This is a genomic window from Rhodanobacter sp. sgz306013 (assembly GCF_057031145.1).
Map to the genome: position 1 here is coordinate 93,650 of NZ_JBXCIJ010000005.1, position 19,733 is coordinate 113,382.

General features: G+C 67.7%; 18 protein-coding genes. 5 read left to right on the forward strand and 13 right to left on the reverse strand.

From position 1 onward, the window contains the following. The first annotated feature begins 24 nt into the window (after positions 1 to 24). On the forward strand, positions 25 to 939 hold the full coding sequence (locus AC2EWF_RS16800) for a hypothetical protein (protein WP_483640537.1): 915 nt from the start codon (positions 25 to 27) through the stop codon (positions 937 to 939). A 398-nt stretch (positions 940 to 1,337) separates the two neighbouring features. On the opposite strand, the gene mgtA is transcribed toward AC2EWF_RS16800, so the two are convergent. The 7 genes from mgtA to AC2EWF_RS16835 form a co-directional block, all read right to left on the reverse strand. Beyond that, positions 1,338 to 3,974, reverse strand: a complete 2,637-nt coding sequence (mgtA, locus tag AC2EWF_RS16805; protein WP_483640538.1) for a magnesium-translocating P-type ATPase — start codon at positions 3,972 to 3,974, stop codon at positions 1,338 to 1,340. Between the two features lie 171 nt (positions 3,975 to 4,145). After that, on the reverse strand, positions 4,146 to 4,352 hold the full coding sequence (locus tag AC2EWF_RS16810) for a hypothetical protein (RefSeq protein WP_483640539.1): 207 nt from the start codon (positions 4,350 to 4,352) through the stop codon (positions 4,146 to 4,148). Positions 4,353 to 4,646: 294 nt separating this feature from the next. Then, a complete protein-coding gene (cyoE, locus tag AC2EWF_RS16815) occupies positions 4,647 to 5,582 on the reverse strand; it encodes a heme o synthase (RefSeq protein WP_483640540.1) in 936 nt (311 codons plus the stop codon). Next, positions 5,579 to 5,983 carry an EF-hand domain-containing protein gene (locus tag AC2EWF_RS16820; RefSeq protein ID WP_483640541.1) on the reverse strand — a complete coding sequence of 135 codons (405 nt, stop codon included), beginning with the start codon at positions 5,981 to 5,983 and terminating at the stop codon, positions 5,579 to 5,581. Before AC2EWF_RS16820 ends, cyoE begins: the two co-directional genes overlap by 4 nt. 91 nt (positions 5,984 to 6,074) lie before the next feature. Beyond that, the gene (locus tag AC2EWF_RS16825; RefSeq protein ID WP_483640542.1) at positions 6,075 to 7,229 is read right to left on the reverse strand and encodes a COX15/CtaA family protein; all 1,155 of its coding nucleotides are present in this window, start codon (positions 7,227 to 7,229) and stop codon (positions 6,075 to 6,077) included. Beyond that, positions 7,229 to 7,798 carry a hypothetical protein gene (locus AC2EWF_RS16830; RefSeq protein ID WP_483640543.1) on the reverse strand — a complete coding sequence of 190 codons (570 nt, stop codon included), beginning with the start codon at positions 7,796 to 7,798 and terminating at the stop codon, positions 7,229 to 7,231. The genes AC2EWF_RS16825 and AC2EWF_RS16830 overlap by 1 nt, the downstream gene beginning before the upstream one ends. After that, a complete protein-coding gene (locus AC2EWF_RS16835; protein ID WP_483640544.1) occupies positions 7,795 to 8,547 on the reverse strand; it encodes an SURF1 family protein in 753 nt (250 codons plus the stop codon). The genes AC2EWF_RS16830 and AC2EWF_RS16835 overlap by 4 nt, the downstream gene beginning before the upstream one ends. A gap of 56 nt (positions 8,548 to 8,603) precedes the next feature. On the opposite strand from AC2EWF_RS16835, the gene AC2EWF_RS16840 reads away from it, so the two are divergent. Continuing rightward, positions 8,604 to 8,819 (forward strand): twin transmembrane helix small protein, encoded by a 216-nt coding sequence (locus AC2EWF_RS16840; RefSeq protein WP_483640545.1) that lies wholly within the window; start codon positions 8,604 to 8,606, stop codon positions 8,817 to 8,819. Between the two features lie 187 nt (positions 8,820 to 9,006). On the opposite strand, the gene AC2EWF_RS16845 is transcribed toward AC2EWF_RS16840, so the two are convergent. From AC2EWF_RS16845 to AC2EWF_RS16865, 5 genes are all read right to left on the reverse strand, one after another. Next, positions 9,007 to 9,894 carry a cytochrome c oxidase subunit 3 gene (locus AC2EWF_RS16845; RefSeq protein WP_483640546.1) on the reverse strand — a complete coding sequence of 296 codons (888 nt, stop codon included), beginning with the start codon at positions 9,892 to 9,894 and terminating at the stop codon, positions 9,007 to 9,009. Between the two features lie 47 nt (positions 9,895 to 9,941). Beyond that, positions 9,942 to 10,076, reverse strand: coding sequence for a hypothetical protein (locus AC2EWF_RS16850; protein WP_483640547.1), 135 nt, complete (start codon positions 10,074 to 10,076; stop codon positions 9,942 to 9,944). Positions 10,077 to 10,097: 21 nt separating this feature from the next. Then, positions 10,098 to 11,711, reverse strand: a complete 1,614-nt coding sequence (gene ctaD / locus AC2EWF_RS16855; protein ID WP_483640548.1) for a cytochrome c oxidase subunit I — start codon at positions 11,709 to 11,711, stop codon at positions 10,098 to 10,100. Positions 11,712 to 11,825: 114 nt separating this feature from the next. After that, the gene (coxB, locus tag AC2EWF_RS16860) at positions 11,826 to 12,725 is read right to left on the reverse strand and encodes a cytochrome c oxidase subunit II (protein WP_483640549.1); all 900 of its coding nucleotides are present in this window, start codon (positions 12,723 to 12,725) and stop codon (positions 11,826 to 11,828) included. A gap of 101 nt (positions 12,726 to 12,826) precedes the next feature. Continuing rightward, complete coding sequence (locus tag AC2EWF_RS16865; RefSeq protein ID WP_483640681.1) at positions 12,827 to 13,270, reverse strand: DUF2244 domain-containing protein; 444 nt, start codon at positions 13,268 to 13,270, stop codon at positions 12,827 to 12,829. A gap of 268 nt (positions 13,271 to 13,538) precedes the next feature. On the opposite strand from AC2EWF_RS16865, the gene putA reads away from it, so the two are divergent. Continuing rightward, on the forward strand, positions 13,539 to 16,694 hold the full coding sequence (gene putA, locus AC2EWF_RS16870) for a bifunctional proline dehydrogenase/L-glutamate gamma-semialdehyde dehydrogenase PutA (protein ID WP_483640550.1): 3,156 nt from the start codon (positions 13,539 to 13,541) through the stop codon (positions 16,692 to 16,694). A gap of 77 nt (positions 16,695 to 16,771) precedes the next feature. Here putA and AC2EWF_RS16875 read toward each other — a convergent pair whose 3' ends face one another. After that, positions 16,772 to 17,158 carry an ArsR/SmtB family transcription factor gene (locus AC2EWF_RS16875; RefSeq protein WP_483640551.1) on the reverse strand — a complete coding sequence of 129 codons (387 nt, stop codon included), beginning with the start codon at positions 17,156 to 17,158 and terminating at the stop codon, positions 16,772 to 16,774. Positions 17,159 to 17,280: 122 nt separating this feature from the next. On the opposite strand from AC2EWF_RS16875, the gene AC2EWF_RS16880 reads away from it, so the two are divergent. Further along, entirely contained in the window at positions 17,281 to 18,027 is a 747-nt protein-coding gene (locus AC2EWF_RS16880; RefSeq protein ID WP_483640552.1) for a glucose 1-dehydrogenase, read from the forward strand. 218 nt (positions 18,028 to 18,245) lie between these two features. Next, positions 18,246 to 19,676, forward strand: a complete 1,431-nt coding sequence (locus AC2EWF_RS16885) for a coniferyl aldehyde dehydrogenase (RefSeq protein ID WP_483640553.1) — start codon at positions 18,246 to 18,248, stop codon at positions 19,674 to 19,676. Positions 19,677 to 19,733 lie beyond the last annotated feature (57 nt).

Consider the following 19,733-nt stretch of genomic DNA (forward strand, 5'->3'; position numbering starts at 1 on the left):
CGCCCCCACGCAGGAGTTCCGCCCATGTCCGGAAAGGTTCTGCTTGCCCTTGCCTCCCTCATCGCCATGCTTCCCGGCCTGTCGGCGCGTGCCGCCGACGGATCGCCGCGCTTTGCCGCCACGGTGCCCTTCCACGATTGCGACGGCATGATCTGTTTCCAGGCCAGCATCGACAGTGGGCCGCCACGCACGCTGGCGCTCGATACCGGCGATGTCGATTCGCTGATGCTGGCTGGCGCTGCGAAGGCAATGCAGTGGCGGCCCAAACCGGTGTTGAGCAACGGCAAGCCCGTCCCGGGTTTCGAGGACGGTGGACGGCATGTGCTTACGCTGGGCAAGGCGCCGCTCGCGGTCCATTTCGCCGTGGGCGGCCCCGCGAGTTTCGGCCCCGTCCGCCTGCCGGCCGACGGCACGCTGGCCTATACAGCGTTCAAGGATCGCGTCCTGCAGATCGATTACCCGCATCATCTGCTGCGCATCTCCGCGCTCATCACCGGCAACGAGCCGTCCGGGCACACCGGCGGCACGCTGCAACTGATCCACTTCGGACATGACGGGCCGCCCATCGTGGTGGGCGGACCCTTTGACGTGGACGGCCACCCGATCCACGCCCAGATCGACACCATGTACACCGGCACCATGGTGGTCTACGACGCCGCGCTGGCCGGCCTCGGCTTGCACAAGCAGGGAACGCCCAGGCTGTTCGAATTCACCGACGGCGGCGTCGAGATGTTGGCCTCCACGACGCGCAACCTGGGCTTCGACGGCCACCGCCTGCTGGGTCCCGACGCCACGGTCTACTACGCAGGGCACGGCAAGAATCCGGTACACCAGCCCGACGGCCTGTTCGAGGCCACTGTGGGCAACCCGATCTTCGCGCACAGCGTGGTGACGATGGACTTCCGCGCGATGACGCTGGACGTGCGCCCCGCGGGCTGAGCGCCCAGTCCGTCCCGTCGCCTGCGCAGGCCCACGCGGGCGCATGCGGGCGCATGCAGGCGGTCCTGCAGCAGGCCGGCACGCTCCAGCACCGGACAGGCCAGTGCGACCAGGTGCGACTGGATGCGCTTGAGGTCGCGCAGGTGCGCAGCCAGGCGTCGCCCACGCCACCCTCGTCGCTGCACCGGTGCGGCGCGCGGATGTGCCGCTCGGAGAGCTCCTTCTCCAAGCGCCGCAGCACTCTCTAGCGCGCCGGCAGCTACTGCTTCGCACGCAGGCCGCCGCTCGGGAACGTCGCCCAGGCCAGCTACAGGTTCTCCATCACCTGCGCGTGCATGCGTGCCAGCCCCTGGATGCCGGGAGAGGGAGGTCAGGCAAGCGGTGGAACGGGCGCCGAGCTACAGCCAGCGCCCGTACCGGCGCATGTAGACCACCTTCACCAGCTGGGTCAGCGCGCAGTAGGCCAGCACGGTGGCCGCCAGCCATGCGTAATACACCGGCGGCATCTCCAGCATGCCGAGCTTGTGGCCCAGGCCGGTATACGGGATCACCATGCCGATCGCGATGATCGCTGTGGTCAGCCCCAGCACCGGAGCGGCGGCGCTGCTCTGCAGGAACGGGATGCGGCGCGTGCGGATCATGTGCACCACCAGGGTCTGGGTGAGCAGGCTCTCGATGAACCAGCCCGACTGGAACAGCGACTGGTGCGCCGGCGTGTTCGCGCCGAACACGAACCACAGCAGCGCGAACGTGGTGATGTCGAACACCGAGCTCGACGGTCCCACCAGCAGCATGAAGCGGCCGATGTCACTGGCGTCCCACTTGCGCGGAACACGGAGGTATTCCTCGTCCATGCGGTCGAACGGGATCGACAGCTGCGAGATGTCGTAGAGCAGGTTCAGCACCAGGATCTGCAGCGGCAGCAGCGGCACGAACGGCAGGAACACGCTCGCGATCAGCATGCTCAACACGTTGCCGAAGTTCGAGCTGGCGGTCATCTTGATGTACTTGATGATGTTGCCGAAGGTGATGCGGCCTTCCAGCACGCCCTCCTCCAGCACCATCAGGTTCTTCTCCAGCAGGATGATGTCGGCCGACTCCTTGGCGATATCGGTGGCGGTGTCCACCGAGATGCCGACGTCGGCGTCGTGCAGTGCCGGCGCGTCATTGATGCCGTCGCCGAGAAAACCCACGGTGTGGCCCTGGCGCTGCAGCGACTTCACTACGCGCGCCTTCTCCAGCGGCGACATCTTGGCGAACACCGTGGTGCGCTTCACCAGCACGTCCAGCGCGTCTTCACCCAGCGCCTCGATGTCGCGACCCTGCACCGAGTGCGTCACATCCAGCCCCACCTCGCGGCAGATCTTGCGCGTCACCGCCTCGTTGTCGCCGGTGATCACCTTCACCTCAACGCCGTGCGCGTGCAGCGCGGCGATCGCGGTGGCGGCCGAGTCCTTGGGCGGATCGAGGAAGGCGAGGCAACCCACCGCGGTGAGTCCGCTTTCGTCGGCCACGCTCCAGGCGCGCTCGGTGGCCGGTTCGCGGCGCACCGCCACCACCAGCACGCGCAGGCCGTCCTCGTTGAGCCGGTGCGTCATCGCCTTGATCTCGCGGCGGCGCTCGTCGGTCATCGGCTCCATCGTGCCACCGACCTGGGCATGGGCGCAGATAGCCAGCATCTCCTCCACCGCGCCCTTGCAGATCAGCAGGTGCTCGCCGCCGCCGTTGGTGACCACCACCGACATGCGCCGGCGCTGGAAATCGAACGGGATCTCGTCCACCACGCGGTAGCGCGCCGCGGTCGGTTCCAGGTCGCGATGCGCCAGCACCGCCTTGTCCATCAGGTTCTTCAGGCCGGTCTGGAAGCGGCTGTTGAGGTAGCCGTATTCCAGCGCCTCGTCGGACTCCTCGCCGTCGAGGTCGAGGTGGCGCTCCAGCACGATCTTGTCCAGCGTCAGGGTGCCGGTCTTATCGGTGCACAGCACGTCCATCGCCCCGAAGTTCTGGATCGCGTTGAGCCGCTTCACCACCACCTTGCGCTTCGACATCGCGATCGCGCCCTTGGCGAGGTTCGCGGTAACGATCAGCGGCAGCATTTCCGGCGTGAGGCCCACCGCCACCGACAGCGCGAACAGGAACGCCTCCCAGAAGCCCTGCTTGTACCACTGGATTCCCAGTACCACCGGCACCATCACTGCCATGAAGCGGATCAGCAGCCAGCTCACCGAGTTCACGCCGCGATCGAAGCTGGTCTGCACGCGCTGGCCGGTCATGCTGTGCGCCAGCGAGCCGAGGTAGCTGCGCGCACCGGTCGCCACCACCACCGCACTGGCGGTGCCTGAGATGACGTTGGTGCCCATGTAGCAGACCGTGGGCAGATCCAGCGGGTTGCCCCCTGCCGTCTCGCCGTGCGCGTGTGCCGGCGCCGCCTTCTCCACCGGCAACGATTCGCCGGTGAGGATCGCCTGGCTGATGAACAGGTCCTTTGCCGACAGCAGGCGCAGGTCGGCGGGCACCATGTCGCCCGCGCCCAGATGCACGATGTCGCCCACCACCAGCTCGGCCACCGGCACCTCGATCTGCTCGCTGTGGCCGTCGGAAGCCTGCCGGGTCACCGTGGCGGTGTTGCGCACCATCGCCTTCAGCTTCTCGGCCGCACGCGAGGAGCGGTACTCCTGGGTGAAGGTCAGCACCACGCTGATGCCAACCATCACCGCAATGATGATTGGCCCGGTGACGTCGCTGTCGTCGGCGAACAGCTGTACGCCGGCCAGCACCAGCAGAACCACGATGAACGGGTTCTTGAACGCGCGCAGCAGCTGCAGTGACCAGTGCGGCGGCTTCTCGTGCGAGACCTCGTTCGGGCCGTCGCGGTGCAGACGCTCGGTGATGCGCTCCTCATCCAGGCCGTGGGTGGAGGTTTCGAGCGCAGCCAGCAGCGCGTCGTTGTCGCGGAACGCTTCCTGCGCGGCATGCACCTGCGCCGGGGCAGGTGCCGCAGCCTTGACGGTCGAGCGGGAGAAGGACTTGCTCATGGGTCGCTACCGGGTTTCGTGGTCGTCCGCGGCAGCGTGTCGGCGCTACCGACTACCTGGGCGGAACATCCGCTGTGGGGCTGGCGGCGGCCGCTCGGACCGCCGGACACAACAAGCCGCGCCTCCGCCGCACTGGCGGAGGCCAGCACCTGCGGGGGGCGCACGCGTGCATCAGTGACTGGATGCCAGTTGCAGATGACGCGACGGCGACAATGGCACGACGGCGCGCGCCTCGGTCTGGCGCTTTGGTTCGGCGGACGGGGCAACCAGCGGCGCCGGCACGGTCACCACGTAGACGCGCTGCCGCGCTTCGCGGCGAACGGCGAACAGGCTGCGGCGGGGAGTCCGCAGGCGGAGAAAATCGCGAAGGAGCTTCATGGGCCCATCTCCTCGGTTACGGCGCGCGGCGCCGTCGGAGATGGACCGGCGTTTCCTAGTCTAGGAAAGGACCGGCCGACCGCTGGCGGCTGCCGCAGGCGTTCAGCTTGTTATGCATTGCCGGCACCCGATGCGAGCGGATGTCGACGTTGCGACTAGGGTAAACGTCCATATGCCTTGGTTAGTCAGGACAGGATGCCGGCGACAGTGACATATCGCGCGACCGGGGTATTTTGCGGTGCGACAGCGACCGAGTCAACGCATGAAACGTGAATCGGCGGCGAAAGGTGCGGCTCATCTGAGCCGGTGGAACGCCAGCCCCTGCTGCTGCAGCGGGGCAGCCAGCCAGTGGTCGGCCAGCAGGAAGGCGAACAGTGCCATCAGGTAGATCACCGAATACTTGAACACCCGCATCGCGAAGAAATCGTCCGGCGGGTTCAACAGGCGGATCGCGTAGTACAGGAAGCCCGCACCCAGCACCACCGCGCCGCCGAGGTACAGCCAGCCGCTGTAGCCCGTGATCGCCGGCAGCAGGGTCACCAGCACCAGCAGCACGGTGTAGAACAACACCTGCCAGCGCGTGTACACCACGCCGTGGGTCACCGGCAGCATCGGCACGCCGGCGCGCGCGTAGTCGTCGCGGCGGAAGATTGCCAGCGCCCAGAAGTGCGGCGGCGTCCACACGAAGATGATCAGGCACAGCTGCAGCGCAAACGGATGCAGCGCGCCGGTCACCGCGGTCCAGCCCAGTACCGGCGGGATCGCGCCGGCGAGGCCGCCGATCACGATGTTCTGCGGCGTGGCGCGCTTGAGGTAGGCCGTGTAGACCAGCGCGTAGCCGATCAGGCCGGCGAAGGTGAGCCAGGCAGTAAGCCCGTTCACCAGCAGCGCCAGCACCAGCATCGAGACGACGCCCATCGCGATGGCGAACGCCAGCACCTGCCACGGCTTGAGGTGGCCGGTGGCCAGCGGGCGGCGCGCGGTGCGCGCCATCAGCTTGTCGATGCGCTGGTCGATCAGGTGGTTGAACGCCGCCGCCGATCCCGAGGCCAGCCAGATGCCCAGCGTGCCGAACACCAGCGCCCGCCACGGCGGCATGCCGGGCACGGCGAGGAACATGCCGATCACCGCGCAGAACACCAGCAACGCCACCACGCGCGGCTTGGTCAACTGCAGATATTCAGAGAAAGTCGAAGGCACGGCGACACTCGGCAATGGATCAGTCTTCATTCTTGCGCGGTACGGGCAGCGGAACCACGCTCGTCCTGCACGACATCGGTGTAGTTGGCGAACTCCGAATACGACAGGCGATGATCGCGGTCCGTGTCGTAGTTGCCGAACTGCGAGCGGAGGATAGCCATCTCCGGCGGCAATTCGGAACGGCTCAGGAAACCGTCGCGGTTGCGATCCAGCGCCAGGAAAGCCTCCGTCGATTCCTGCGGAGTCATCAAGGATTGCTTCCGCGCGTGCCGCAGCGATTCGGTGGCCGCCGTCTCGAACGAAGTGCGGTTTTCATCCTGCACCTGCTGCCGCATTTCCAGTCTTCCGGCATCCCGCCCCGCCAGCGGTCGTTCCTGGGCGTCCGCCGCCCCGCTCCACGCGGCGGAAAGCGGCGACAAGCCGGCCAGCATCGCGAGGATCCTCGCGCCCTTGCCCACAGCCCGGCGGCGTCCGTTGCCGCCATCTCCGCATGCCGGGCCTGCCTCAGCAGTCCGACGGACTTCAGGGCGCATCGGCTTGCCTGCGCTGGGTGCGCGCCAGCGACGCCACGAGGGCGAACAACAACAGCGCCGCCATGCCGTTGTGTGCGGTGGCCACCGGCAGCGGCAGGCCGAAGTGCACGTTGCTGATGCCCAGCAGCACCTGGCAGACCAGCGCAGCACCGATGGCGATGCCGCACCAGCGCAGCCCGCGCCTGGCCAGCCGGAGCGACAGCCAGGCGAGGTAGCAGAACACCACCAGCGCGCCGATCCGGTGCACCATCTGGATCGCAGTGCGCGCGCCCTGGTCGAGGATGCCGCCTTCGTAATCCACGCCAATGCCTCGCCACAGTATGAAGCCCTGGTGGTAGTCGCCGTGCGGCCACCATTGGCCGAGGCACTTCGGGAACGCCGAGTCACCGAAGCCGCAGGCCAGCGCCGCGTAATTCGACGAAGTCCAGCCGCCCAGCGCAATCTGGCAGGCGAGCAGCACGATGCCGAGGATCACCAGCCGGCGCAGCCCTGCCAGCGCGTCGTCCGCCGCGCCGACACCGGCGAAGCGCACCGCCGCATAGCCCAGCAGCGCGAACGTGGCCATGCCGCCCAGCAGGTGTCCGGTCACTACGACGGGCTTCAGCAGGAGCGTGACCGTCCACATGCCCAGCATCGCCTGGAAGATGATGACGCCCAGCGCCACCAGGCAGACGCGCCATGCCGCCGGCCGCTGCAGCGCCAGCGACGCCGCCAGCGGCGTGGCGATCGCGCATATTGCCAGCAACGACGACCAGTGGTGCTCGCCGCGCATGTACATCGCCACGCTCACCGCGGCGACCAACGCACCGCCAGCCACCGCCAGCAGCACCCATCGCCGTCGCCATGCGGCCAGCAGCGCCAGCGCCAGCACAAGCACGCCCAGCGTTCCGGCGAGCATGCGATGCACCTGCTCGCGCCAGGCCTTGTGCGCCTCGTAGGGCCGGCCTGGAAAGGCGGCGTCGGCCTTGGCTATCGCCTGCGCGTGGCTGGGCCAGGTCGCCTCGCCGTAGCAGGTGGGCCAGTCCGGACAAGACAGGCCGGCGTTGGACAGGCGCACGAAGGCGCCGAACATGACCAGCCCGAACGCGAACACGGCCGCCAGCAAAGACAGCCAGCGCAGGATTTGCTTGACACGCGACGTCATTACTTGATGACCTTGCGCAGGTCCCGGAACAAGCCGGAGGGATCGAAGCCGGCAGGATAGCGCGCCAGCGCCGTGCCGTCGGATTCCACCAGCAATGCGCCGACGCTGTCCGGCTCGCTCGGGCGCCACGGCGCGAGCTTGCCGTCCACGTCGCGGCCGACCTGCCAGTAGTTCGCCATGCCGTCGCGCTGCGCGTCCGCGGGCGGCGTACCCACGTACAGCAGGCGCAGCCGCGACTGGTTGCGGTTGAGCATCATGCGCGCCTTGGCCAGCGCGGTGAGCGTGGCGTAGCAGCGCGCGGCGCAATCCGGGCCGGGCAGCGCGACCAGGGTGAGCCGCGGCTCGATGTCGCGCCACGCCCAGTCCTTGCCGTCGGCGAGGCGTACCGACAGCTGCTCCTGCGCGAAGTTGCGCTGCGGCAGGATTGGCAGGCCGTTGCCCTTCGCGCCGGGTTGCCATCCGCTCAGCGAGAGCACCAGCGCCAGCACGAACGGCGCGGCGAAGATCGAGGCCACCAGCAGCAACTTCAGCCGGCTCTTGCGCAGCGCGGCGGGATCGTAGGCATTCATCGGAAATCCGTCGGTCGGGATTTGCGCGAACCGCGCCTGCGGTTCAGCACGAGGAGGATCACCACCACGGCGATCGCGAAGGAAAACCACTGGAAAGCATAGGCACGATGCCGCGCCGGTGGCATGTCGCCGAAGTCCAGTGTGTGCACGCGCACGTAGATCGAGGCCGGATCGGCATCCAGGCTCAGCACGCGCGGATACAGCTTCGCGCCAAGGTCGGCGGCGATCTGGTTCATGTCGAAATAGATTGTCTTCTTCGGCCAGTGCCCCTGGCGCGTGAGTGCGTTGCCGCCCATCTCGAAACCGCGGCCCGGCGGTGGCACGTAGAGGCCATGCAAGTACTCCACGCCTTCCGGCAGGGGCGGCAGCTGCGGCGTCTGGTCGGTGCCGTTGCCTGGCAGGAAACCAAGGTCCGTCAGCAGCAGCCGATCGTGGCCGGGTACGCGCAGCGGCACGTAGACCTCCACGCCGCCGCGGTCGTCGTGCATCGGGTTGTCCAGCAGGTAGATGCGATCGGTGAGGTAACGGCCCTGTACCTGCACGCGCGGATAGGCGTCCCTGGGAGGCTGCGCGGCCACCGCGGCGAAGTCCTGCGGCGCCGCCACGGCTGCCGCGGCATAGCGTCGCAGCAGCTCGTCCTTGTAGTCGCCGCGGTGCAGCTGCCAGAAGCCCAGACGCACGAAAAGCACGGCCGAGGCGGCGGTCAGCAGGATCGCCCACCATGGTGGGCGGCGGAAGCCGCCTAGCACGATGCGCTACCTGCCATGGCTATACTGCCTGCACCCCATTCGACCGGATCAATCACGTGGGCCCCATCTACAAATACGCGGTGGTGGTGTTGCTGCTGGTGGTGATCTTCAGCCTCGCCCAGGCGCTGTACTACATGATGACCGACAAGGACAACGATCGGCGCATGGCGTGGGCACTGACCCGCCGCATCGCACTCTCGCTGCTGCTGATCGGCATGGTCGTGTTCGGCATCTGGATGGGCTGGCTCCAGCCGCACGACGTCGGCCAGTGATTGTAGCCGTCTGATTCCACATACGCCCGACCTGCGACGATCGCGCTATCGCAAGACTAAAGAAGCCCGCCATTCGGCGGGCTTCTTTAGTTCTCAAACCCGATCCTGGGCCGCGCTTCTTGAGGAGTCCGGCCAAGGATGGCCGGTTTCTTGATCTTCGTTCTCCGCGACAGGACGTCGCGTCAAATCACAATATGTAGACGAACAGGAACAGGCACAGCCAGACCACGTCGACGAAGTGCCAATACCACGCCACCGCCTCGAAGCCGAAGTGGTGGTCCTTGCTGAAGTGGCCCTTCAGCACGCGCAGCCAGATCACCGCCAGCATGATGGTGCCCAGGGTCACGTGCAGGCCGTGGAAGCCGGTGAGCATGAAGAAGGTGGAACCGTACACGCCGCTGTGCAGGGTGAGGTTCAACTCCTTGTACGCCTCCATGTACTCGTGCGCCTGGCAGTACAGGAAGCTCGCGCCCAGCAGCACGGTGAGGCCGAGGAACAGCAGGATCCGGCCACGATGGCCGCCGCGCAGCGCATGGTGTGCGATGGTCACGGTGACGCTGGAGGTGAGCAGGATCAGGGTGTTCAGCAGCGGCAACCCCCACGGCGCCACGGTGCTGAAGGCGCCGCCGACATGCAGAGGGCCGTTGCCACCGGCCGCGCCCCAGGCGCCGCTGTAGGCGTTGTAGAGGAACTGGTGGGTCAGCACGCCATGGCCCTCGCCACCCAGCCATGGCACCGAGAACGTGCGGATGTAGAACAACGCGCCGAAGAACGCGCCGAAGAACATCACCTCGGAGAAGATGAACCACATCATGCCCATGCGGAACGAGGTGTCCACCTGGGGGTTGTACAGGCCGGCCAGCGATTCCTTGATCACCGAATGGAACCAGCCGAAGAACATGCCGATGACGCCGATCGCGCCAATCGTGATCATCGTCCTGCCGAAGCCGCTTTCGCCGGGCTCCGCGTTCAGCCAGTGCGCCGCGCCGAACACGGTGAGGAACATGACCACCGCGGCCACGATCGGCCACTGGCTCTTGCTCGGTACGTAATAGATGTCGTGCTGCTGGGCCATGCTGAGACTCCGTGGAGTTTCCCCGGTGAGGCGACGAGCCGCCTCGACTATTTCATCAACAGAATTTGCGCGAACGACAGCAGGTAGAACGCCCCGACCACGATGGCCAGCACCGTCACGGTGCGACGCACGCCGTGGTGGCGCTTCCGCTCAAACTGTCCATCCGCGATGTGGTTGGCCATGTGTCGTGTTCTCCGCGCAGGTCAGTCGTTCACGTGGCCGTGCGCCAGTTCCTCGTCATGCACCACCGGCGGCACCGTGAAGCTGTGGTGCGGTGGCGGCGACGGCAGGGTCCATTCCAGGCCGCGCGCGCCTTCCCACACGCGGTCGGTGGCCTTCTTCTTCGAGAAGAACGCGCAGTGCACGATCACGCCGAGGAAAATCAGCTGCGAGGCGCCAAACAGGAAGCCACCGATCGAGCTGATCATGTTGAAGTCCGCGAAGGCGACGTTGTAGTCGGGGATGCGGCGCGGCATGCCGGCCAGGCCGAGGAAGTGCTGCGGGAAGAACAGCACGTTCACGAAGACCACGCTGCACCAGAAGTGCACCTTGCCCCAGAACTCGTTGTACATGTGGCCGGTCCACTTCGGCAGCCAGTAGTAGGTGGCCGCCATGATCGCGAACGCGGCACCGGTCACCAGCACGTAGTGGAAGTGCGCCACCACGAAGTAGGTGTCGTGGTACTGGAAGTCGGCCGGCACCAGCGCCAGCATCAGGCCGGAGAAGCCGCCGATGGTGAACAGGATCACGAAGGCGATCGCGAACAGCATCGGCGTCTCGAACGTCATCGAGCCGCCCCACATCGTGGCCACCCAGTTGAACACCTTCACGCCCGTCGGCACCGCGATCAGCATCGTCGCGTACATGAAGAAGATGTCCGCGCCCAGCGGCAGGCCCACCGCGAACATGTGGTGCGCCCACACGATGAACGACAGGAAGGCGATGCTGGCGATGGCGTACACCATCGCGCGATAGCCGAAGATCGGCTTGCGCGCGAAGGTCGGGATCACCTCCGAGATGATCCCGAACGCGGGCAGGATCATGATGTACACCTCGGGGTGGCCGAAGAACCAGAACACGTGCTGGTACAGCACCGGATCGCCGCCGCCGTGCGGGTTGAAGAAGCTGGTGCCGAAGTACTTGTCGGTGAGCAGCATGGTCACCGCACCGGCCAGCACCGGCATCACGGCGATCAGCAGGAAGGCGGTGATCAGCCAGCTCCACACGAACACCGGCATCTTCAGCAGGTCCATGCCCGGCGCGCGCATGTTGAGGATGGTGGCGATGATGTTGATCGCGCCCATGATCGAGCTGATGCCCATCAGGTGGATCGCGAACACCACGTAGGCCAGCGAGTCGCTCTGCAGCGACAGCGGCGGGTACATGGTCCAGCCGCCAGCGGGGCCGCCACCGGGCAGGAACAGCGTAGACAGCATCAGCGCGAACGCGAACGGCAGGATCCAGAACGACAGGTTGTTCATGCGCGGCAACGCCATGTCCGGCGCGCCGATCATCAGCGGGATCATCCAGTTACCCAGGCCGACGAAGGCAGGCATGATCGCGCCGAAGATCATCACCAGCGCATGCATGGTGGTCATCTCGTTGAAGAAGGCGGGCTGCACCAGCTGCAGGCCGGGCTTGAACAGTTCGGCGCGGATCACCATCGCGAAGCTGCCGCCGATGAAGAACATCGTCAGCGAGAAGATCAGGTACAGCGTGCCGATGTCCTTGTGGTTGGTGGACATGACCCAGCGCTGGAAGAATCCCTGCGGTGCGTGGTGGTCATCGTGGTGATCGTGGGTGGCTTCGTGGGCCATGGCCTTGCACCTCTGCCTCAAGTCTGTCGATGGGGCGCAGCCGCGGGCGGCTGCTCTCCGGAATTTCGCGGCCAGGACGGCCGCAACGCGTCATGACTGCGGATGCACCCGGGCTCAGCCCTGTCCGCCGCTGGCGGGCGCGGCGGCGCTGGGCGCCGCGGCAGGCGGCGGCGCGGACGCCTGTTCCTGTGCAGCCAGCCACTTCGCGAAGTCTTCCTGCGAGACCGCCTTCACCACGATCGGCATGAAGCCGTGGTCCTGGCCGCACAGTTCGGCGCACTGGCCGCGGTAGGTGCCGGCCTCGTTGATGTTGGTCCAGGCGGTGTTGACGATGCCGGGAATCGCGTCCATCTTCCAGCCGAACGCCGGCACGAACCACGAGTGGATCACGTCGTCGCTGGTGATCACGAAGCGGATCTTGGTATGGATCGGCAGCACCAGCGGCTTGTCCACGTTGAGCAGGTAGGTGTTCTCGTCGCCGGTCTTCACCGCGTAGGGATCCATGCCCGAATCCAGCTGGCGGGTCTTGTCGGAAAGCGAATCGAGCTTGGACATGTAGCCGACCTTGCTGACCGGCTTGCCGAGGTAGTCGACGTAATCGTATCGCCACTTCCACTGGTAGCCGGTGACCTTGATCGTCATCTGCGAGCCGGTGGTGTTCGCGAACGAGACCAGTCCGCCGGTGGCCATCCAGGCTAGCACCACCAGGATGATCACCGGGATCGTCGTCCAGACGATCTCGACCGTGGTGTTGTGCGACCACTTCTCGGCCACCGCGCCGCGCGACTTGCGGAAGCGGAACATGGCGATGAACATCGCGCCGAACACCAGCAAGCCGATCACCACGCACACGCCCAGCGCGACGTTGTTGAGGAAGTACGGCTCGCCGGACCAGGTGGTCACGCCGCGCCCCATGTTCAGCTGCCACGGGTGGGGATCGGCCTGCACAACACCGGCGCACAGCGCCAGCACGATGGCCGTCGACGCCGCGACGGCGCGCCTGATGCCGGTCATCCTGCCGCGGCTGGATCGGCCGCCACGGATTCGATTTCCGTTCGGTCCGGTCCCGTCAGTCCTGATGCTGCCAGATGTCATGCTCTCGCCCTTTGTTGAACCTATCCGCGCGGCTGGTCGTTGACCCCTTCCAGCAGCACCTTGAGTTTCCGCAACAGCTCGACACGTTCCCGTTCGGCAAGGAACCCGCCGATTTCCAGCTCGCGCCCGTGCGAAGACAGCAGCAGGCGGCGACATCCGCTTTCCCCCTCGTCCATCCGCACGCGCACCCAGTAAGGCTGGAAGCGCACGCGGCGCCGGCCCGGCAACGATTGCACCTCCAGCGACGTTTCGTCGAGGGTGATGCGCTCGCTGCGGTCGCCGGCCTGCCAGGCGACGCACAGGGCGACGGCCACGGCAGACGACTCGACCAGGGCGAACAGCGGAGCGAATACATTCCCCTGCCACGCGCCCAGGACGGCGGTCGTCAGCGCCAGCGCCACCAGAAGCATGATGAGTCGACGCAGGCCGCGCCGACTGAGCGTGCGATTGGGCCGTAGCCATATCGTCACGCCCGGCAAGCCGGCGGCGGCTGGTCGTAGCACGATCATGGAGATCCGGCGTGCCAAGAGCGCTTCGATGATAGGTCGCAAGTGCGCAAGGGGCAAGAATGCCGCAGGGACTTGAGGCAGGTCAGTTTTGCCGGCGCGGTTTCGCCAGCGGCGCGACATGCCCCCGCGCACCCTGCGCCGCGGCAACCGGTTGCGGCGGCGGAGCGGCGCGCGGCGTACAATCGCGCGTTCCCTTCCCGCCCCCCAGCGCATCGACCCCGCCGTGACCCAACCCATCCTCAGCCCCGAACTCCCTGCCGGCGCCGAGCCGGCCCGCGCGCGCATCACCGCCGCGTGGCTGCGCGACGAGACCGAAGCGGTCAACGACCTGCTTGCCCAGGCCACCTTGCCACCCGTCGAGCGCGAGCAGGTGATCGACGTCGCCGCCGGCCTGGTGACCCGTGTGCGCGCCCGCGCCAAGGACCAGAGCGCGGTGGAATCCTTCATGCGCCAGTACGACCTCTCCTCCGAGGAAGGCGTGCTGCTGATGTGCGTGGCCGAGGCGCTGCTGCGCATCCCCGACAAGGCCACCGCCGACAAGCTGATCCGCGACAAGCTGGGTGATGCGGACTGGAAGAAGCACCTGGGCCAGAGCGAGTCGCTGTTCGTCAACGCCAGCACCTGGGGCCTGATGCTCACCGGCCACCTGGTGAACCTGGCCGAGGAAACCCGCCGCGACTTCACCGGCGCGCTGAAGCGCCTGGCCGGTCGCGCCGGCGAGCCGGCGATCCGCCTCGCGGTGCGCCAGGCCATGCGCATCATGGGCCACCAGTTCGTAATGGGGCAGACCATCGACGAGGCGCTGGACCGCTGCGCCAGGAAGGAATACGCGGTGTACCGCTATTCCTACGACATGCTGGGCGAATCCGCGCTCACCGCCGAGACCGCCGAGCGCTACCAGGAAGACTACCGCCGCGCCATCGCCCGCATTGGCGCACGCGGCCCGTTCGCCAACCACACCGACGCGCCGTCGATCTCGGTGAAGCTGTCCGCGCTGCATCCGCGCTACGAGGTCGCCAAGCGCGAGGACGCGCGCCGCATGCTCACCGCCAAGCTGCTGGAGCTGTCGCAGCTGGCAATGCACCAGGGCATCGCGCTGTCCGTCGACGCGGAAGAAGCCGACCGCCTCGAACTCTCGCTGGACATCATCGGCGACGTGTTCGCGCACCCCTCGCTGGCCGGCTGGAACGGCCTCGGCATCGTGGTACAGGCCTACTCCAAGCGCACCCCGTTCGTGATCGACTGGCTGATCGAGACCGCACGTGCGGCAAATCGTCGCTGGTACGTGCGCCTGGTGAAGGGCGCCTACTGGGACGCCGAGATCAAGCGCGCCCAGGAGCAGGGCCTGGCCGGCTATCCGCTGTATACCCGCAAGCCGAACACCGACGTCTCCTACCTGGCCTGCGCGCGCAAGCTGTTCGACGCCGGCAGCGAGCTGATCTACCCGCAGTTCGCCACCCACAACGCGCACAGCATCGCCGCGGTGCATCACATCGCGCGCGGCCGGCCGTTCGAGTTCCAGCGCCTGCACGGCATGGGCACCGACCTCTACGCCGAGGTGATCGGCGCACAGAACCTCAACGTGCCCTGCCGCGTGTACGCGCCGGTGGGCACGCACGAGGATCTGCTGCCCTACCTGGTGCGTCGCCTGCTTGAGAACGGCGCCAACACCAGCTTCGTCAACCGCGTGGTGGACGAGACGCTGCCGGTGCGCGAGCTGGTCGCCGATCCCTGCGAAACGGTGCGCCGCTTCGCCTCCATTCCCCACCCGCGCATCCCCCTGCCGGTCAACCTCTTTGGCGAACTGCGGAAGAATTCCATGGGCATCAACTTCTCCAACGACAACGAACTGAAGGCCACCGCCGAAGCCGTCAACGTCAAGTCCGGTCCGTGGAACGCCGCGCCGCTGGTGCCGGGCGGCCAAGGCAACGGCCCCGCCGTGCAGGTGACCAACCCGGCCGACCGCCGCCAGGTCGTGGGCAGCTACGTCAGCGCCGACGCCACGCTGGTGGACAAGGCCCTGGCCAATGCCGTGGCCGCCCAGCCGGACTGGGACCGCCTGCCGGCCGCCAGCCGCGCCGCCATCCTCGAGCATGCGGCCGAGCAGCTCGAGGCGCGCCGCGCCGAATTCATCGCCCTGTGCGTGCGCGAAGCCGGCAAGAGCCTGCCCGATGCGATCGCCGAGATCCGCGAGGCCGCCGATTTCCTGCGCTATTACGCCACCATGGCGCGCCGCCTGTTCGGCCAGCCCGAGCAGTTGCCCGGCCCCACCGGCGAGAGCAACCAGCTGTTCCTAAACGGCCGCGGCGTGTTCGTCTGCATCAGCCCGTGGAACTTCCCGCTGGCGATCTTCCTGGGCCAGGTCAGCGCCGCGCTCGCCGCCGGCAACAGCGTGATCGCCAAGCCCGCCGAGCAGACCAGCCTGATCGGCTACGCTGCCGTGAAGCTGCTGCACGAGGCCGGCGTGCCCGAGACCGTGCTGCAGTACCTGCCGGGCGACGGCGCCGTGGTCGGCGCCGCGCTGACCCGCGACCCGCGCGTGGCCGGCGTGGCCTTCACCGGCTCCACCGAAACCGCCTGGGCGATCAACCGCGCGCTGGCCGCGCGCAACGCGCCGATCGCCGCACTGGTGGCCGAGACCGGCGGCCAGAACGCGATGATTGCCGACTCCTCCGCCCTGCCCGAGCAGATCGTCAAGGACGTGATCGCCTCCGCCTTCCAGTCCGCCGGCCAGCGCTGCTCCGCCGCGCGCGTGTTGTTCGTGCAGGAGGACATCGCCGACAAGGTGATCGGCATGCTCGCCGGCGCGATGGCCGAGCTGAAGGTGGGCGACCCCGGCCAGCTCTCGACCGATGTGGGTCCGGTGATCGACGAGGACGCGAAGAAGATCCTGGTCGACCATGCCGCGCGCATGGACCGGGAGGCGAAAAAGATCGCCGAGGTAACGCTCGACCCGGCCGCCACCGCGCACGGCACCTTCTTCGCGCCGCGCGCCTACGAGATCCCCGCGCTGTCCACCCTGAAGCGCGAGGTGTTCGGCCCGGTGCTGCACGTGCTGCGCTGGAAGGGCAGCGAGCTCAAGCAGGTGGTCGAGCAGATCAACGCCACCGGCTACGGCCTCACCCTCGGCGTGCACAGCCGTATCGACGACACGGTGGAGTACATCCGCAGCCACGCCCGCGTGGGCAACTGCTACGTCAACCGCAACCAGATCGGCGCGGTGGTCGGCGTGCAGCCATTCGGCGGCGAATCGTTGTCCGGCACCGGCCCCAAGGCCGGCGGCCCGCACTACCTGCTGCGCTTCGCCGGCGAGCGCACGCTCACCATCAACACCACCGCCGCCGGCGGCAACGCCTCGCTGCTGACCATCGGCGAGTAACTGCCTGCCCCGCGCTCCCTGTGGAGCGTGGGGCATCCTTGCCTGCGCCGGCTTGGCAGCCTCCGTCCCTGCCCGCTTCAACCCGCCTCGGGACTGCCTCCGGCGGACGTCCTGCGCCTGGCACCGCGCGCCCGCCCCGCGGCCTGTGCCGCGTGCGCCTTGAGGATGGCGCCGATCAAGCCGGGGAAGCGCTGCTCGATCTCGGCGCAGCGGGTGGTGTTGAGCATCTCGACGCCCTGCCGCTCGCTGCGGATCAGGCCGGCCTCGCGCAGGGCGCGAAAGTGCTGCGACAGGGTGGATTTGGGGATGCTGCGGTCGCTGACCTGCAGGAAGTGGGAGCAGGTGGCGGCGCAGCTCAGGCCCGCCAGCCTGGCGTAGATCGCCGCCCGCACAGGGTCGGAGAGCGCATGCAGGATGCCCTCCACGGTGACGTCTTCGATCGATGGGTGGATCAGCGGCCGCATGCGGGGATATTACCGGCCCTTGACTCTTGGTTCCATAGTTCATATGTTGCGAACTACTGAATCATGACCACCCGGCGTTGGCCGGACGTCCCCTCCCGCATCGCACAGAAGGAATTCGTCACATGAGCAAGCTCAAAGGCAAAGTCGCCCTCGTCACCGGCGCCTCCAAGGGCATCGGCGCCGCCATCGCCAAGGCGCTGGCCGCCGAGGGCGCCGCGGTGGTGGTGAACTACGCTTCCAGCAAGGCCGGCGCCGACGCCGTGGTGGCGGAGATCGCCAAGGCCGGCGGCAAGGCCGTGGCCGTGCAGGGCGACGTGTCCAAGGCAGCCGACGCGCAGGGCATCGTCGAGGCCGCGGTCGCGCAATTCGGCAAGCTGGACGTGCTGGTGAACAACTCGGGCGTATACGAATTCGCCCCACTGGAAGCGATCAGCGAGGAGCATTACCGCAAGCAGTTCGACGTCAACGTGCTTGGCCTGCTGCTGACCACCCAGGCCGCCGCCAGGCACCTCGGTGAAGGCGCCAGCGTGATCAACATCGGCTCGCTGGTCACCCGCATCGTGCCGGCGCACACGGCGGTGTACACCGCCACCAAGGGCGCGGTGGACGCGATCACCGGGGTGCTGTCGAAGGAGTTGGGGCCGCGCAAGATCCGCGTTAACGCGATCAACCCCGGCATGGTGGAGACGGAAGGCACGCACGCCGCCGGCGCCATCGGCGGCGAGTTCGAGCAGTACGCACTGGCCATCACCCCGCTGGGGCGCATCGGCCAGCCCCAGGACATCGCCTCGGTCGCCGTATTCCTGGCCTCGGACGATTCGTACTGGCTGACCGGCGAGCGTCTCTACGCTGGCGGCGGCGCGCGCTGAGCGCCGTCCCGTCCCCCGCGGCGCACTTCCCGGCGCGCCGCGGGGGGTCCCGCTGTGGCCCGCGCTGCACGGCGGCGCAAGCAGGCGGCAATGGTTCCGCGGCGAAAGTGCCGCGCCGTAGCGGAGCCGCGGGGAGTGCGCGGCCGGCCGGCGCACCTTGTGCCAAGATCGCGCCATCACGCTCCCTTTCGGCAGCGTCCGCCACGCGCCCGGCCGACATGAATAGCACCGAACGCAACGACCCTTCCGCAACGCTCGCCGCGCAGCTCGCGATGCTTCGCGCTGCGCACAAGCGCGAGCCGCTGCCCGACTGGCCCACCCGCAGGAAGCGCCTGCGCGCGCTGGAGACGCTGCTGCGCGAGCACCGGGCCGGGATCGCCGCGGCGATCCACGCCGACTTCGGCAACCGCCCCGCCGAAGAGACCGAGCTGCTGGAGATCTTCCCGAGCCTGTCCGGCCTGCGCCACACCTTGCACCACGGCCGCCGCTGGATGCGTCCAAGGCACTCGCTCGCCGGCCTCGCCTTCCTGCCGGCGCGCAACGCCCTGCTGCCGCAACCGCTCGGCGTGGTCGGCATCATCGTGCCCTGGAACTATCCGCTCTACCTGGCAGTGGGGCCGCTGATCGACGCACTGGCCGCCGGCAACCGCGCGATGGTCAAGATGAGCGAATACACGCCGCGCTTCTCCGCGCTGTTCGCCGAGCTGGCGGCACGCTATTTCCGCCCGGACGAAGTGACGGTGGTCACCGGCGACGCCGAGGTCGCGCAGGCGTTCGCGGCGCTGCCGTTCGACCATCTGCTGTTCACCGGCTCCACCGCAGTGGGCCGCCAGGTGATGCGCGCCGCGGCGGCCAACCTGACCCCGGTGACGCTGGAGCTTGGCGGTAAATCGCCGGCGATCATCGGCCCCGGCGCACGCTTCGAGCACGCGGTGGAGCGCATCCTGTTCGGCAAGCTGGTCAACGCCGGACAGACCTGCGTCGCACCGGATTACGTGCTGCTGCCGCGCGCGCGCGTGGCCGATTTCATCGCCGTGGCCGGACGCGTCGCCGCACGGATGTACCCCCAGGCTGCGCAGGGCGGGCAATACGCCAGCATCGCTTCCGATCGCCAGTATCGGCGCCTGGTCGCGCTGCGCGATGGCGCCGTGGCCGCCGGAGCCCACGTGCATCCGCTGCTGGAAGCGGCCGGCGACGACGCAACGGCGCGCCGCTTGCCGCCGCAATTGCTGACCGGGATCGACGACGGCATGGCAGTGATGCAGGAGGAAATCTTCGGTCCGCTGCTGCCGCTGTTGCCGTACGACTCGCTGGATGAAGCCATCGCCTACGTGAACGCGCATCCGCATCCGCTGGCGCTGTACGTGTTCGAGCAGGACCGGGCGCTAATCGACGCGGTGCTGGCACACACCGTGGCCGGTGGCGTCACCGTCAACGACACGCTCTACCACATCGCCCAGCATGGCCTGCCGTTCGGCGGCGTCGGCGCCTCGGGCATGGGTGGTTACCACGGCGAGGCCGGCTTCCGCACGTTCTCGCACCTGAAGCCCGTGTTCCGCCAGGCGCGCTGGAACGGTGCCGGCCTGCTCAACCCGCCCTACGGCGCGCGCTTCCGGCGCGTGCTGGGTCTGCTGCTCAGGCGCGGCTGAAGCCCGCAGTCCACGAAAAAGGCCTCCGCGCGAACGGGGAGGCCTTTTCTGATCTGA